Annotated in this window: 9 protein-coding genes; 5 read left to right on the forward strand and 4 right to left on the reverse strand. The window is 35.4% G+C overall.

Annotation, left to right across the window (positions count from 1 at the left end):
• Positions 1-54: 54 nt before the first annotated feature.
• Positions 55-2,394 carry a phenylalanine--tRNA ligase subunit beta gene (gene pheT, locus OOL05_RS05765; RefSeq protein ID WP_264730159.1) on the forward strand — a complete coding sequence of 780 codons (2,340 nt, stop codon included), beginning with the start codon at positions 55-57 and terminating at the stop codon, positions 2,392-2,394.
• Here pheT and OOL05_RS05770 read toward each other — a convergent pair.
• Together OOL05_RS05770 and ileS are read right to left on the reverse strand one after the other, a co-directional pair.
• A complete protein-coding gene (locus OOL05_RS05770; protein ID WP_264730161.1) occupies positions 2,391-5,222 on the reverse strand; it encodes a hypothetical protein in 2,832 nt (943 codons plus the stop codon). The two genes, pheT and OOL05_RS05770, sit on opposite strands and share 4 nt — an antisense overlap.
• 44 nt (positions 5,223-5,266) lie before the next feature.
• A complete protein-coding gene (gene ileS / locus OOL05_RS05775; protein ID WP_264730162.1) occupies positions 5,267-8,437 on the reverse strand; it encodes an isoleucine--tRNA ligase in 3,171 nt (1,056 codons plus the stop codon).
• Positions 8,438-8,575: 138 nt separating this feature from the next.
• Here ileS and OOL05_RS05780 point away from each other — a divergent pair, with 138 nt between their 5' ends.
• Positions 8,576-8,809 carry a hypothetical protein gene (locus tag OOL05_RS05780; RefSeq protein ID WP_010402600.1) on the forward strand — a complete coding sequence of 78 codons (234 nt, stop codon included), beginning with the start codon at positions 8,576-8,578 and terminating at the stop codon, positions 8,807-8,809.
• Between the two features lie 64 nt (positions 8,810-8,873).
• Here OOL05_RS05780 and miaB read toward each other — a convergent pair whose 3' ends face one another.
• Positions 8,874-10,196, reverse strand: a complete 1,323-nt coding sequence (gene miaB, locus OOL05_RS05785) for a tRNA (N6-isopentenyl adenosine(37)-C2)-methylthiotransferase MiaB (RefSeq protein ID WP_264730164.1) — start codon at positions 10,194-10,196, stop codon at positions 8,874-8,876.
• 665 nt (positions 10,197-10,861) lie between these two features.
• Between miaB and recJ the strand changes: the two genes are divergently transcribed.
• Positions 10,862-12,601 (forward strand): single-stranded-DNA-specific exonuclease RecJ, encoded by a 1,740-nt coding sequence (gene recJ, locus OOL05_RS05790; RefSeq protein WP_264730166.1) that lies wholly within the window; start codon positions 10,862-10,864, stop codon positions 12,599-12,601.
• Positions 12,602-12,619: 18 nt separating this feature from the next.
• On the opposite strand, the gene OOL05_RS05795 is transcribed toward recJ, so the two are convergent.
• A complete protein-coding gene (locus OOL05_RS05795; RefSeq protein WP_264336240.1) occupies positions 12,620-13,792 on the reverse strand; it encodes an NADH-quinone oxidoreductase subunit D in 1,173 nt (390 codons plus the stop codon).
• Positions 13,793-14,057: 265 nt separating this feature from the next.
• Here OOL05_RS05795 and OOL05_RS05800 point away from each other — a divergent pair, with 265 nt between their 5' ends.
• Positions 14,058-14,579, forward strand: coding sequence for a cytochrome b (locus OOL05_RS05800; protein WP_264730168.1), 522 nt, complete (start codon positions 14,058-14,060; stop codon positions 14,577-14,579).
• Positions 14,580-14,584: 5 nt separating this feature from the next.
• Complete coding sequence (locus OOL05_RS05805; protein ID WP_214303224.1) at positions 14,585-15,580, forward strand: NAD(P)H-dependent flavin oxidoreductase; 996 nt, start codon at positions 14,585-14,587, stop codon at positions 15,578-15,580.
• The last annotated feature ends 7 nt before the right edge of the window (positions 15,581-15,587 follow it).

Genomic DNA, 15,587 nt, shown 5'->3' on the forward strand with positions numbered 1-15,587 from the left:
TTTAAAATCATTATATTTTACATTACAATAACTTTTTTATTTTCTGTTAAATAAATGAAGTTCACATTATCTTGGTTATTAGAGTACTTAGAAACCAATGCTAGTTTAGAGGAAATTACTGATAAATTAACTCACATAGGGTTGGAAGTAGAGAATGTGATCGACAATTCCAGATTGGCCGGGTTTGTTGTTGCAGAAGTATTAGAAGTCGCACCTCATCCAAATGCTGATAAATTAAAATTATGTAGAGTAAATGATGGAAGTAAAGTTCTGCAGATAGTCTGCGGAGCAAAAAATGTTAAAGAAGGCATGAAGACTGTACTTGCATCTCTTGGTAGCACATTGCCAGAAAGCAACTTTACAATTAAGCCTACAAAAATAAGAGGAGTGCTAAGTGAAGGGATGCTCTGCTCTGCCTCTGAGCTTTCGCTGACTCAAGATGAAAGTGAAGGAATAATCGAGCTTTCTGATGATTATAAAACAGGAGATAAATTTTTCAATTGCGATCCTGTAATTGACATAAACATCACTCCAAACCGTGGAGATTGCTTAGGTGTTTATGGAATAGCACGTGATCTAGCAGCAACTGGAATTGGAACGTTAAAGACTTTAATCATTCCACAACTTACCGCTTCTATGAACTCACTAATAAACGTCAAAGTCATCGATGGGGAGAGTTTTATTAGTGGAGTATATATCACTAATGTAAAAAATAAAGAGAGTCCAAAATGGCTAAAAGATAGTCTGGAATCGATAGGAATGCGCTCCATTTCTGCAATAGTTGATATTACTAATTACATCATGATATCCTTTAATCGCCCAATGCATACATATAATGCAAAAAAAATAGAAGGAGAGCTCACAGTACGTAAAGCAAACGATGGAGAAAAATTTATTGGTTTAAATGATAAAGAATACTCATTGAACAAAGACATAAGCGTTATTTCTGATGATAAAAACGTTCAGGCAATTGCTGGAATTATGGGAAGTAAGTACAGTGAATGCACTCTTGAAACTACTGATATCTTTTTAGAGTCTGCTTGGTTTGACCCCATCTCCATCACTAAATCTTCAAGGCAGCTAGGCATCTCCACAGACTCAAGTTACAGATTTGCACGTTCAATTGACCCTGAATTTACCCTTGATGGACTCAATCTTGCAGCCAAAATGATTTTGGATTTATGTGGCGGAGAAGTGTCAAGCATAGTGTCTGCTGGCAATTTGAATAAGGCTTATACCAAGATAAATTTTGATTATCAGAATGCAAACAAACTTGGAAGTGTATCTGCATCACCTAATGAGGTATTCGATATTTTAACAAAGCTAGGGTTTAGTATCGATAAAAAAACCGAAGGTAATTGGAATATACAAGTACCAAGCTGGAGACCAGACATAACCATACCTGCTGACCTAGTTGAAGAGGTAGTAAGAATATACGGCTATGATAAAATAAAGGAAGAGCAACTAGCAGAAGACGTTACAGTAGAAGAAGAGACACAAGATGATTTGCGCATTTTAATGACAAGCAGAGGGTTTCATGAAGTGATAACTTGGTCTTTTATGAGTGAATCAACAGCTAAGAAGTTTGGTTACTTGAATAAATTATTTATTATCGACAACCCATTTAATAATGACTTCAATATAATGAGACCAAGCATCATACCAAATTTGTTAAAAGTTACTGCAGATAATACTGCCCATGGTACACCTGATTTTGCAATTTTTGAAATTGGGCCAATTTATAATAACGAAGCTCAATCTAAGTACGTTTTAAGTGGAATTAGATCAGGAAATAATTCGCCGAAAAACCACTATAACACTGATAGAAAAATAGATATTTTTGACGCAAAGGCTGACCTAATAACAGCTTTGGAACTTTTTAATGTCAATTGTGATAATTTAGCAATAGAGAGAGCAGAAAAAGAATATTATCACCCAGGAAAATCAGGCTCCTTATCTTTTAGAAGTAAAATAGTTGGTTATTTTGGAGAATTGCATCCGAGTATATTGGATTTTTTTAACATCAAACAAAAAATTGTAGGCTTTGAGTTGATATTAGAAAATATCGAAAATTTACCTATAAGTAGAAAAAAATTTATCGATTATAAATATCAAAGTGTAAAACGCGACTTTGCATTTATTGTAAATAAAGATGTAGCAGCAGGCAGTATAATCAATATGGTGAAAAAAAGCTCAGAGCTCATCACAGAAGTTTTGATATTTGATGTATATCATGGAAACAATATAGAATCGAATAAGATGTCTATAGCATTTTCAGTTACTTTCTGCTCTCCAACTCACACTTTAACTGAAGAGGAAATCCAAAAAGAATCAAATATGATAGTAAACTTAGTGTGTGAAAATACTGAAGGAACTTTGAGAGCTCATTATTAAGCCGTAATCGCCGTTTCCTGATTTTGCTGTGTCACGTTTACTTCATCCAATTTATTCCCTATCTTGAATTCAATATCCTTGAAAAACCTATCCCACATTCCATGCAAATGCTCTTCTACTTTAGGCCAGACATCATTTTTAAATGTCGTTCCATCATCAGAAAATAAATTACCTAAAAAAACTCTAATTTCTTCATAACTTGATTGAAAATGTTGAAGAAATGTCTCTACTTCCTTATTAGTATCATGTGCCACACTCAATGCTTTCCCTTCTGTGCTATTATCTTTGTTTACAGTAGCTGACCATCCAATCACATTATAATTAAAACCAACTTTGAGAGAGTTCCAAATCCTCCACACACCACTCTCATTATCTTTTGGTACATTATTTATTATAAGATTTGCTAATCTATCTACTAGAGGAGACAATAAATCTTGACAAAAGTGTTTGATATTATCTTTCATTTTAATTACAGGACTTTTTATGCACTTTTCTGCCAAATAGTACCTAAGCTCTGCTTTCTCTAGCAACTTCTTAATTGCTTCTTCATCAAAAATTTCATGCTCGAACGCCTCCAGTAAATCATCCTCTATTATTGCAAATTTTATTTTTTCACGAGATTCTAGCTCTTCTCTATAATTATTTTTTGTTTTTTCATTTATCAACAATCCTTCTTTTTCTAATTTTAACTGTTCTAATGCTTTTAGAATTTCTTTGTTATTTTCTAAGTGCTTCTGTATTAGCTTTGTATTTGGATGCTTTTCTCCTTTTCTCTTTCGCTCATCTTCTAAGTACTTATTTAAATCCTCACTTTCTTCTATTACTTCTATTACTTCTCTTAACGATATAGGTTGATCTAAGCATTCTGCAATTTTCACTCGGTGCACATTAATCCTCTGTACTAAATCCGGCTCCTTTTCCTCTAACAGCTTACATGAATTCTCTATACCCTTTGCTTGACTTTTAAACAAATCTTGCGTTTTACGTTTCGTTATTTCTAAATACATCTTTGCTATAAAATCATTCACTTTACCTGAAGCTTCTTCTAAACTTTCCCCATTCAAAGGACCTTTTATCTCCTCTTCTAAATCTCGAAACTGGTCTATTAAGCTTAGTATTCCTAACAGGCTTAACTCACCCTTTGCTTTTCTCATTACTGATTTTACTAGCCTTCGCTCAACTTCTTGATCACCATACTCGAACTTAAAAAGACCTTCTAATTTCCTTTTTAAATCATTGTCTGTTAAGTTATTTTTTCCTTCATCATATATTGCTTTCAATTTTTCATGTATCCTAATATATCTTTCCTGTCCTTCTTTTTTTAAACACTCAATCTCTCTTTTAGTGTTATCTAGAGCTTTCTTCGTTTCTTGAGGATATATATCCTTATAAACATCAATGATTGTACTCTTAGCTATTTTCCCTTCTTCTTTAAGTCGTTCCCACTCTGCTTTAAATACAGGAAGTGCATCATCACTTATATCTCTTGTTATCCCACCTACTTTTCCCAATGCTTCTAATCGATCATCTTCATCAGCTAAATCAAGTGCCTCTTTATTTTTCAGTTTTTTTATATCTCCTATTATCATCTCTTTCTCATTTGGTAATTCCTTACCTTGACTGTCTAATTTCTGTTTCACTAAAGTATTTTTTAGCTCATCCTCCAGTGAAAAATCTTCTCCCCGTCTATTTTGCTGAAACTTAATTGCTTGTATGAAGGCAACTTGATAAGCATTTTCTATCAAATGAGTTGTCAATTGATGGCCTATACTATCTACAACTTTCAGCCTGAATTCGTTCAACAATTCCTTCAGTTTATCATGTGTAATATCTTTCTTTTCTAGCTTCATCAGCTCTTCCATAGTTCTTGCGCATTCTTGAATCGAAGTTGCAAGCACACTCTTGATTTTATTACGCAAGGGCTTAAGACCATTTTTTAAATTGATGTTAGTTGACAATTTCAGTACGATATTGCGCTCTGAATCCCGCGTTACACTAAACCACTGATTATTTTCATTATCGCATAAATCTCTAAGTAATTGTTTAAATTGCGGTGGAAACTTTATTTCCATATCATATGCAATGCTTGACTCAGAAACCTCCATTTCATGAAAAGATACCTCTATATTTTGGTGCTTATTAGAATACTGCCCCATAGTTATTTTAAGAGCAGTAACTAAAGAGTGAGATAAATCTCTATTTAAAAGATAAAAAGTAGCCAAAGCAACTGTTGCAGGAACGATTAAGGCTACAAGCACAGTCACATTAACAAAAATTGCCATTGCAGCAAGAGCGCCATATGCCAATCTTTTTGGCACACCTGTTTCACTCTTTTTTGTCTTATCTTTCACTACACCTTCTTGTGTCTTGCTATTTGCTTTAAATCTACTGTATATGACTAACCCCAGTGCAGTAAAAGCAATATAAGGAAGCATTAAAACTGACAGAGCTAAATTTAATACTTTCTTCTCTGGACAAGCTCTGTTTATTTCCTTAAATATTTCACTTGACATATTATACCAGGAAGTAAAAAACTCAGAATTATAATCTTTATAATGAAATATACTCAGTGGAACATTAAAAGCAGCTATTTGTTTAATTAACCAATCCTGCTTACTTACAGCATCAAAAAACTCTTCTTCCTCTTCTGAATTAGCAAGACCTAAATCATTCCCTTCTTCTACATTAGAAACATCTTCCATAGCATCAAAAAACTCCTCTTCTTCTTCCGAAGTAACATCGGAAGTAGATTTTACTTCACCTGAACCATCACTGTTGTTATTTAAATCAATAACTTCTCTATGACCATCTGCAACAACTTGATTCATATCACCACCCTACTTAAAGTAATTTAAGTATAGCATAAACATTACTAACTTTGCAACTTTATTAACTTAATACCAATTATCAAATCTTGGTACTCCTTATAATAAAAGTCGGTTCCGATTTCCACATTAACCTCCAAAGACAATGCAAGGGTCTGCTCTTTTATATACTCATCCCACCTGTTTATTGCCTCTTTAACTTTCTCATCTTCTGTTTTTATTGTTACTCTAATTCTATCTGATATATGAAAATCAGCTTGTTTTCTAGTTTCTTGAATAAGCCTCACAATATCTCTTGCCAGCCCTTCTAGAATTAGTTCATTATTTAATTCAGTATTTAGAATAACAACTCCTTTGTTATTATCAAACACAGCAGAATATTCACTGTTTGCTTTTAATAATAGTTCATATTCACCTTTTTCCATAGTATAGCTCTCTGTTTCATCTCCCAAAAATATCTGTTCGTTTTCAACTTGCTTCCACTTTCCTTCCTTAACGTATTGAACTAGTTTCTTGATTTTGTCTGGAACTTTTCTTCCAAGCACAGGAAAATTTAATTTTAACTCTAGTGATGCAACCTCTTTCAATTCACTTACTATTTCTAGTGCTTTTACATTCACCTCATCTCTTACCATCTCTTGATATTCATCTTCAAGAAAATTGCAGGAAGACTTATGATAAATAGTCATGCTACCAAGTGGCTGCCTTATACGTATGTTAAACATGTTTCTAATAGAGAGTGCAGCATTACATATTTCCCTTACCAAATCCATCTTGGCAATGAGTTCACTGTCATATCTATCTGATTGTGGAAAATCAGCCAAATGAACAGATGTTTCTTTGTACTTAAGCCCTTGCCATATAGTCTCTGTTATGAGTGGCAACAAAGGAGCTGCAGCCCGTAGTATGTAATAAAAAACTGTGTACAGAACATTATAAGCGTCGGTTTTATCTTGATCTAAGTCACTTTTCCAAAAACGCTCGCGACTGCGACGAATATACCAATTATTTAGCACTTCAAAAAAATCTGTCAAGATTTTGCAAGCTTCCTGAGAGTTATAGTTGTTCATAGAAGCTCGCATACCTTCCACAGCTTCAAAACATTTTGAAATCATGTAGCAATCAATAGTATTCTGATAATCCCTACAAATCTCAGCTTTAATTCCATCTGCATTTGCATACATAGTGAAAAAGTGATAACTGTTCCAAATAGGTTTTATTACGTTTTTCAGAACATCACGCACTAAATTTCCTTCTTTGTCGAGTAGTAAATTACCACCGCAGACAATGGAACCAGACAGCATAAGAAAACGCAGCGCATCAGAACCATATTTGTCAAACACTTCCATTGGGTCCGCATAATTATTCAGACGTTTGGATAATTTCTGCCCTTTCACATCAAGAACCACACCGTGGCATATGCAGTTCTTAAATGGCTCACTGTCAAATAAAGCAGTGGAAAGCACAAAAAGCGTATAGAACCATCCTCTTGTTTGTGCTATATATTCAGTGATAAAATCCGCAGGGAAATTTTTCTCGAACCATTCTTTATTTTCAAACGGATAGTGAACTTGCGCGAACGGCATCGAGCCAGACTCAAACCAACAATCAAACACATCAGGCACACGACGCATAACTGATTTTCCTGTTGGATCATCAGGATTTGGTCTCGTCAAAGTATCGATAAACGGTCTGTGCAAGTCATCTATCTTAACATTAAAGTCTCGCTCTAGTTCTGCTATTGAGCCATACACATCTACTCTTGGATATTTTGCATCGTCTGATTTCCACACAGGAATTGGAGTACCCCAGAATCGATTGCGTGAAATAGACCAGTCGTGCGCTCCTTCAAGCCATTTTCCAAATTGACCATCTCTTATATGATTTGGCATCCAATTAACTCTCTTATTTAGCTCTGTCATTCTTCCCTTAAACTTTGTCACAGCAACATACCAAGAAGGCATAGTGCGGTAGATTAAAGGAGTGTCAGTTCTCCAGCAGTGTGGATAATTGTGAATATATTGCTCAGTTTTAAACCAGCTCCCCTGCCTTTTTAATTTCTTGATTACTGTATCATTGGCATCAAAAACATGAACTCCTGCCAAATCTGAAACTTCAGTAGTAAATTTTCCAGCGTTATCAACTGGACAAACAGCTCGAATATCATGGCTTTGGCAAAGGTAAAAATCTTCTTCACCAAATCCAGGAGCAGTGTGCACAACACCAGTACCATCTTCTCCTGTAACATAATCAGCAATGAAAACACGGAACGCATTCTTTGTATCTTTAAAGTAATCAAACAGTGGTTTATAGGAAAGACCTGCAAGATCACTCGCTTTAAGTTTTGTATTACAGTTTTCATATTGAATATTGCTTTGTTCACAGTGGCTGACAAATTTCTCTAAATAACTTTCAGCAAAGATGCAGACTTCACCATTTACTAACACCATACAATACTCAATATCCTCCCCTACTGCCAGTGCAAGATTGCTCGGCAACGTCCAAGGCGTTGTAGTCCAAGCAAGTAATCTACATTTTTGTTTAAATTGCTTTGGATTTTCTAAAAGTTCAAAAGCAACAGTTACAGCTTTGCTAATTTTTTCTCTATATGCATTATCAAGCCTTGTTTCAAAATTAGAGAGTGGAGTTTCGCACGCCCAGCTATAGGGAACAACGCGTATTGATTCATACACCAGACCTTTATCATAAAGCTGCTTAAATGCCCACATGACCGACTCCATGAATGACTTATCCATAGTCTTATAGTCATTGTGAAAATCTACCCATCTTGCTTGTCTATTTACATACTTCTCCCATTCTGATGAAAATTTCATCACAGAAGTACGGCAATGATTATTGAATTTTTCAATGCCAAATTTCTCTATCTCAGTTCTACCAGATATTCTAAGTTCCTTTTCCGCGCCCATCTCAGCCGGTAGCCCATGGCAATCCCAACCAAATCTGCGTTCAACCCTTTTTTGCAGCATAGTTTGATATCTTGCAAATGCATCTTTTATAAAACCAGTAAGCAAGTGTCCGTAATGCGGAAGTCCATTTGCAAACGGAGGCCCATCATAAAATACAAAACAATGATCCTTGGAACGTTTCTCGACTGACTGCTCAAAAACTTTATTTTCCTGCCAAAATTTTATGATTTCCTTTTCTAGCAATGAAAAATCAGGACTGCTGCTTGTATCAGGATAATACTTCATATTCATTTTAACTGGATAAAATCAAAGAATATAGAGCTTTCCAGAAAATTACAAATCCAAAAACTCTGTTTCTATAAACATTGATAGGTGTTGACATTATTATACAGCATATTAATAAATCAGACTTATTTACTTAAGTTAAAGATGAATAAAGACAATAACAGTTGGCCTTATCAGAAATTTCACGATGCTAACAAAAATAATAGTAAAAGCAGCGTTATTTGGAGATCGCTTTCTTATGAATATAATAATTCTGGAAAGGTTGAAAAAGTACACTATCAGTGGGAAAAGAAAAAAAATCCCGCAAATCTATTATATCAAGTCTCATATGATTGCGTAACAGAGAGTTGTAGTCCTTTAAGGATTAAATCTAGATAGCTTATAAACTTATAAAAACACACAAAGTGCTTCTACATGAGACCATGGGAGCACTTTTCTCTAATTAGGCAGCGCATCCCAACAAACTATTTTGCCGAGCTTCCAATATCCTTACATTTACTATTTTATCTTTGTATTTATCGTCAGGATCATCAACGCATACTGATTGCATGTATGGGCTTTTACCAATAATTTGATTTTGGTGTTTACCTTTTTTATCACTGAATAGAACAGGAATAGTTTTTCCTATCATACTCTGATTAAATTCAAGTTGTTGCTTGCTAATTAATTCCTGTAAACGAAGAAGGCGCTCTGTTTTAACCTCTTCTGGTACTTGATCTTTTCTTTCCGCCCCTGACGTTCCTGGCCTTGGGCTATATTTAAAACTATAAGCCTGAGCATATTTTATTTTTTCTACTAATTTCATAGTTTTTTCAAAATCTTTTTCAGTTTCTCCAGGAAAGCCAACGATAAAATCAGAAGAAAATTCAATTTCAGGTTTCAATTTGCGCAATCTGTCTATTATTCCCAAATATTCCTCTGCCGTGTGTTTTCTATTCATTGCATGCAATATTTTATTCGAACCTGACTGCACAGGTAGGTGAACAAACGGCATGAGTTTTGATTCCTCCGCATGTACCAAGTAGAGAGATTCGTGCATATCTCTTGGATGAGAAGTTGTGTAGCGGATTCTTTCTAGCTTTTCAATTTTAGCAATGTGACTAATTAATTTTCCTAAATCCCACACCTCTCCTTCGCACTCTCCATGATAAGCATTAACATTTTGACCGAGCAAATTGATTTCCCTTGCCCCATTTGCAACTAACTTCAATGTTTCACGGAATATTTCATTTACTGGTCGTGAATACTCAGCCCCGCGTGTATATGGTACCACACAAAACGTACAAAATTTATCACAACCTTCTTGTATGGCAAGAAACGCAGAAGACCCCTGGCTATTGCCATAGCATTCATCTGGCAATTTATCAAACTTCGCAACTTCTGGAAAATCAGTATTTATTACATGACCTTTACTTCTGCTTGCTTTGACTATTAACTCCGGTAAAGCAGAAATACTCTGCGGACCAACAACAATATCAACAAAAGGAGCCCTTCTGAACACTTCTTCTCCCTCTGCTTGCGCTACACATCCAGCCACCACTATGGTCATTTCCTTATTTTTTTGTGATGAATGGATTCTTCCAAGCTCTGAGTAAAGCTTTTCTGCTGCCTTTTCTCTAATATGACAAGTATTTAATATCACCAAATCAGCTTGTTCTGCATCACTAACAACGTTGAACCCTAAAGGCTTAACTATATTCTCCATTAAAATGGAGTCATAAACGTTCATCTGACAGCCGTAAGTTTTAATATATAGGCCTTTCATATTTAAAATTCTTCACACAAATTCTAGCAAATTATACGAAAAACTGAATTCTAGTACAACAGCCAATAAAGATTGCTTGACAAACCTTCTCGCTTTCCTTACTCTAACAATAGAGGTATTTTAAGAGCTCAAAAATCTATCTTCGTCTGCAGACTTTTCAGTCAATTTTTCAAAAAAAACGTAGTGTATCTTCTTCAGCACGTGTTCAAATTCTGTTGTATATGCGCTGCATTTTCTTTCTAATCTTTCAGGAGGATTTTATGTCCAGAATTCCAGATACTTAACCTTTATTCTTAAGCTAAAAACCGATTGGTACCTATGGTTTTTATAAAGAAAGTGCAAAAAATACTTTAAAGAATATGAAATAAAGGTAGAAAAGGTTTGAGTAACCAAAAACTGTTTCCAGGCATAAATTTGTTATGTATACCAAAAAGTAATTACACTAATATAATATTCACACTTATATGCTAATATAGATATAATACTAATTAAAGAGCATGTTATGCAAGAAGAAGTATCAGATTTTACAGATGCTCTTTGTCAAAATAAATGTGATTCCTTTCGAGTGACACTCTCCTATATCTTTCTTTAGGTTATACAGAAGTCTAACACAATTATAGAACAAGCGTAAAAGTTCTGGTAAAGTAGTTTTATTTACAAAAAATATGCTACTTGATATTGAAAAACGCAGCATAACAAATGCACTGTGGAAGTTACAAGAAGCAGATCAAAGGGAGATTTTTACTCTTATACAGAGATTTGAGTTGCCAGAAATATTAGCAAGAATATTAGTTGCTCGTGGTGTTAACATAGAAAATGCACATGACTTCTTACACCCACTAATCAGATCGCTATTACCAGATCCCTTCCACCTCCTTGATATGGATAAAGCTGTTTCTCACATAATAAAAGCAATAAACAATAATGAGAATATTGCAATATTTGGTGATTACGATGTTGATGGTGCAACGTCATCAGCATTGATTAATAGGTACCTAAGAGCGATTGGGACACACTCTATAATCTATATTCCAGATCGTGTTGATGAGGGCTATGGATTGAACACAGATGCTTTATTACAACTTAAAAAGAATGGTATTGATTTATGTATTTCTGTTGATTGCGGTACGCTTGCATATCAACCAATAGAAGATGCAAAAGTCTTTGGACTTGATATTATAGTTGTCGACCATCACCTTGGAACAGAAAAATTACCAAGTGCTGTAGCAGTTGTTAATCCCAACCGCCTTGATGAGAGCTCTCCTTATAATAACTTAGCAGCAGTTGGAGTGTCATTTCTGCTAATTGTTGCTCTTAACAGAAGCCTACGTGAGCAAGGATTTTTTACCAACAAAAAAGAACCAGATTTATTTGATCTACTGGATTTGGTTGCTCTTGGAACTGTCTGTGATGTTATGCAGATTACAGGCCTAAATAGGGCTTTTGTTTTACAAGGATTAAAAGTTATGTCAGCAAGAAAAAATGTTGGCTTACGTGTTTTGTTTGACGCTTTGGGAATCCTTGAAAAACCAAGTGTTTCGCGATTAGGGTTTAGTATTGGGCCATGTATAAATGCCGGAGGAAGAATTGGAGAAGCATCGCTCGGTGCAAGGTTGCTTTCCACCGATGATGATGATGATGCACATTCAATCGCGCTAAAACTAATAGATTTGAATAATGCAAGAAAAATGCTAGAAAATGAGGCTATTTTGGAAGCTACAACACAAGCGGAAAATTTTGCCCACTTAGGTGTAAATTTTATAATGGTAAGTGGTAATTGGCACCAGGGAATAATTGGTATCATTGCATCAAGACTAAAAGAGCAGTTTCACTTACCAACGATAGTAATATCTTTAAACAATGGAATAGGAAAAGCAAGCTGTAGGTCAATTTCTGGAGTAGATATTGGTGCTGCGGTTCTTTCTGCAAAATTTACCAACCTAATCATTGAAGGTGGTGGTCACAGTATGGCAGCAGGATTTTCGATTGAAGAAGATAAAATAAGTGATCTACATGATTTTTTTACTGAAAGATTTGCAAACTCCACAAACGATAAAACTATAAAAGCTGATGGTATAGTAACAGCTAAAGCAATAAACTTATCCCTTTGGAATCAACTGCAGCGCTTAGAGCCATTTGGAGCTGGCAATCCTGAACCAAGATTCATCATTCAAGGGGCAAAGATAAGAAAGCCGGAAGTTATAGGAGTTGACCATATAAAATGTTTTATTGCTGACGATAATGTTATGGTCAAAGCTATTGCGTTTCGCTGTGCAAATACTGAGCTCGGCTCTGCTATTATGCAGGGTAATGTTAAAGCCATTTTGGGTAAAATCTCTATGAATTACTGGAATGGCAATGAATTTATACAATTTATGATAGAAGATGTCTTAACCATTAGTTAAGTTACTATTTTAAAATAATTACCTATCAATCTCACCAAAGACTATGTCGAGTGAACCGATAATTGCTGCAATGTCAGCAAGCATGTGTCCTTTTGCCATGAAATCTAAGGCCTGTAAATGCGCAAAGCCAGGTGCTCTTATTCGACATCTATAAGGTCTATTGGTACCATCTGAAACTATATATACTCCAAACTCACCTTTTGGCGCTTCAACAGCCACATATGCCTCACCTTCTGGCACATGATATCCTTCTGAATAAAGCTTAAAATGATGAATCATAGCCTCCATAGATTCTTTCATTTCTGCTCTTGGCGGTGGAGAAATTTTTCTATCTTCAGTTTTTATTGACCCTTCAGGCATCTTCTCTATGCATTGCTTCACCAAGCTGATAGATTGTCTGATCTCCGCCATTCTTACTAAATAACGGTCATAACAGTCACCATTTTGGCCAATTGGTATATCGAAATCTAATTGGTCATATATCTCATATGGCTGGCTTTTTCGCAGATCCCAAGCAAGCCCAGCAGCACGGAGCATTGGTCCACTAAAGCCCCAATCAAGCGCCTGTTTTATTGATATTTCACTAATTCCTACAGTGCGTTGCTTCCATATCCTATTTTCTGTTAGAAGCTCATCAACATCATCTATATACTTTGGAAATTGCTCTATAAATTTTGCAATATCTTCAATCAAACCTTCTGGGATATCTGCTGCAAGTCCACCTGGCCTTATATAAGCTGCGTGAAATCTTGCACCTGAGGCCCTTTCATAGAACTCGAGTATTTTTTCTCTCTCTTCAAAGAGCCACAAAAGAGGGGTCATTGCCCCAACATCAAGCGCTTGGGAAGAGATATTTAGTAAATGATTTAGTATTCTTGTCAGCTCACAAAATAGAACACGCAAATATTTTGCCCTAATCGGAACTTCGCACTGCAATAATTTCTCTACACATAACGAATATGCATGCTCTTGTGACATTGGTGACACATAATCAAGGCGGTCAAAATAAGGCAGAGCTTGAAGATATGTTTTATGTTCTATCAATTTTTCAGTGCCACGGTGCAAAAGCCCAATATGGGGATCTGCTCTCTCGATCACTTCACCATCCATCTCTAAAACAAGTCGTAGCACCCCATGTGCAGCTGGGTGCTGAGGACCAAAATTTAGCATCATTGTCTTTAGATCAGGCATGCTTTGGTAGCTTAAGGTATTGGAATTGTATAGGGTAAAATGTGCTTAAAGTCAATAGGCTTCTTGTACAAGCTATAACTCATCGTTACAATAGAAAAACTCTCAAAAACTTCACCACTTCTTCATGATCTGATAGACAATGTTTATGTGTCACATACAATTATTGCACTTATGTTGATCAAGGCAGCGAAATTATGTATAGATAATTTTGATTGAGAAATAGTTTTTCTACTATATAAATTCTACTTTAGAGTAATCAAAATTAATGAAAGACAATAAATATAGTTTAGGTTTAAGGATCATTCATTGGTTAATGTCTGCTCTTATTATTGGTATGCTTTGTTCTGGACTGTACATGAAAAGTTTGCCGATTAGCAGTGAAATTAAATTCAGCATATACGCTATTCATAAGGCTTGTGGCATCACCGTTCTTGGATTAATTATAGTACGTATATTTTTTCGCGTCTTTACTTATGTTCCGCCATTACCAGCCAATTTTTCTCGATTCGTAATCAATGCGAGCAAAACGATACACTTTGGTTTGTATTCTTTGATGATGCTAATGCCACTATCTGGTTATGTCATGTCTTCTGCTTCTAGCAAAGAGATCAAATATTTTTTCCATATCCCTTTATTAATTAACCATAATGAAGATCTAGCTAGTGCAGCTAATCAGTTACACTCGATACTTGCATATTTTATGATACTCTTTATAGCCTTGCATATAATTGGTGCTTTAAAACACACATTTATAGATAAACAAAACATTTTTAAACGTATGATATAGGTTGTATGTTAAATAGCCTCTGGAAAAAAGGAACAAATTTTCTCGGTAGTGAGTTTGCCATAATGGGTGGTGCTATGAGCTGGGTTTCAGAGAGAAATTTGGTTTCAGCAATCTCAAATGCTGGTGGATTTGGCGTGATTGCTTGCGGTGCAATGTTTCCAGACTTACTGAAAAAAGAAATCATAGAGACACAGAAATTAACTAACAAACCATTTGGTGTAAATCTAATTACTATGCACCCAAAGTTGAGTGAGTTGATAGATGTGTGCATTGAAACGAAAGTAAGCCATATAGTGCTTGCCGGTGGACTACCAACGAAGCCTAATATAGAAAAAATCAAGAGTGCGGGCATTGAAGTTATGTGTTTTGCACCAGCATTAAGCCTCGCGAAAAGGTTAGTAAAAATGGGAGTAGATGCGTTAATAATAGAAGGTATGGAAGCAGGAGGACATATCGGTCCTGTTAGCACTTCTGTTCTCGCACAAGAGATATTACCTCATTTTAAAAATGAGAAAACACCGGTGTTTGTTGCAGGTGGAATAGGAAGAGGCGAAATGATAGTGAACTACCTAGAAATGGGAGCAAGTGGCTGTCAAATAGGTACATTATTTGTCTGCACGAATGAGTCAATCGCTCACAAAAATTTTAAAGAAGTATTCATCAAATCAGCTGCGCGTAATGCTGTATCTTCTGTGCAGATTAGTGCTGATTTCCCTGTAATTCCAGTAAGGGCTATAGTTAACAAAGCAAGTGACGATTTTATGGAGCATCAAAGAGACATTATTGATAAATATCAAAATGGAGAAATCTCAAAAGAAGATGGGCAGCTTGAAATAGAAAAGTTCTGGGCTGGAGCTTTAAGAAGGGCAGTAATTGATGGAGATGTTGAAACAGGATCTTTAATGGCCGGTCAAAGTGTTGGCATGGTTGATAGAGAAAAGCCTGTAAAAGAAGTGATAGATATGTTAGTTCAACAGGCAAGCAATTATGTTGAAATGTAAAACCAGT

Source organism: Wolbachia endosymbiont (group B) of Episyrphus balteatus (assembly GCF_947250575.1).
Lineage (GTDB): Bacteria > Pseudomonadota > Alphaproteobacteria > Rickettsiales > Anaplasmataceae > Wolbachia.

Bases quoted from the DNA above. Each gene is read 5' to 3' on its own strand.
- pheT (WP_264730159.1), top strand. From the start codon at position 55: ATGAAGTTCACATTATCTTGGTTATTAGAGTACTTAGAAACCAATGCT.
- OOL05_RS05770 (WP_264730161.1), bottom strand. From the start codon at position 5,222: ATGAATCAAGTTGTTGCAGATGGTCATAGAGAAGTTATTGATTTAAAT.
- ileS (WP_264730162.1), bottom strand. From the start codon at position 8,437: ATGAATATGAAGTATTATCCTGATACAAGCAGCAGTCCTGATTTTTCA.
- OOL05_RS05780 (WP_010402600.1), top strand. From the start codon at position 8,576: ATGAATAAAGACAATAACAGTTGGCCTTATCAGAAATTTCACGATGCT.
- miaB (WP_264730164.1), bottom strand. From the start codon at position 10,196: ATGAAAGGCCTATATATTAAAACTTACGGCTGTCAGATGAACGTTTAT.
- recJ (WP_264730166.1), top strand. From the start codon at position 10,862: ATGCTACTTGATATTGAAAAACGCAGCATAACAAATGCACTGTGGAAG.
- OOL05_RS05795 (WP_264336240.1), bottom strand. From the start codon at position 13,792: ATGCCTGATCTAAAGACAATGATGCTAAATTTTGGTCCTCAGCACCCA.
- OOL05_RS05800 (WP_264730168.1), top strand. From the start codon at position 14,058: ATGAAAGACAATAAATATAGTTTAGGTTTAAGGATCATTCATTGGTTA.
- OOL05_RS05805 (WP_214303224.1), top strand. From the start codon at position 14,585: ATGTTAAATAGCCTCTGGAAAAAAGGAACAAATTTTCTCGGTAGTGAG.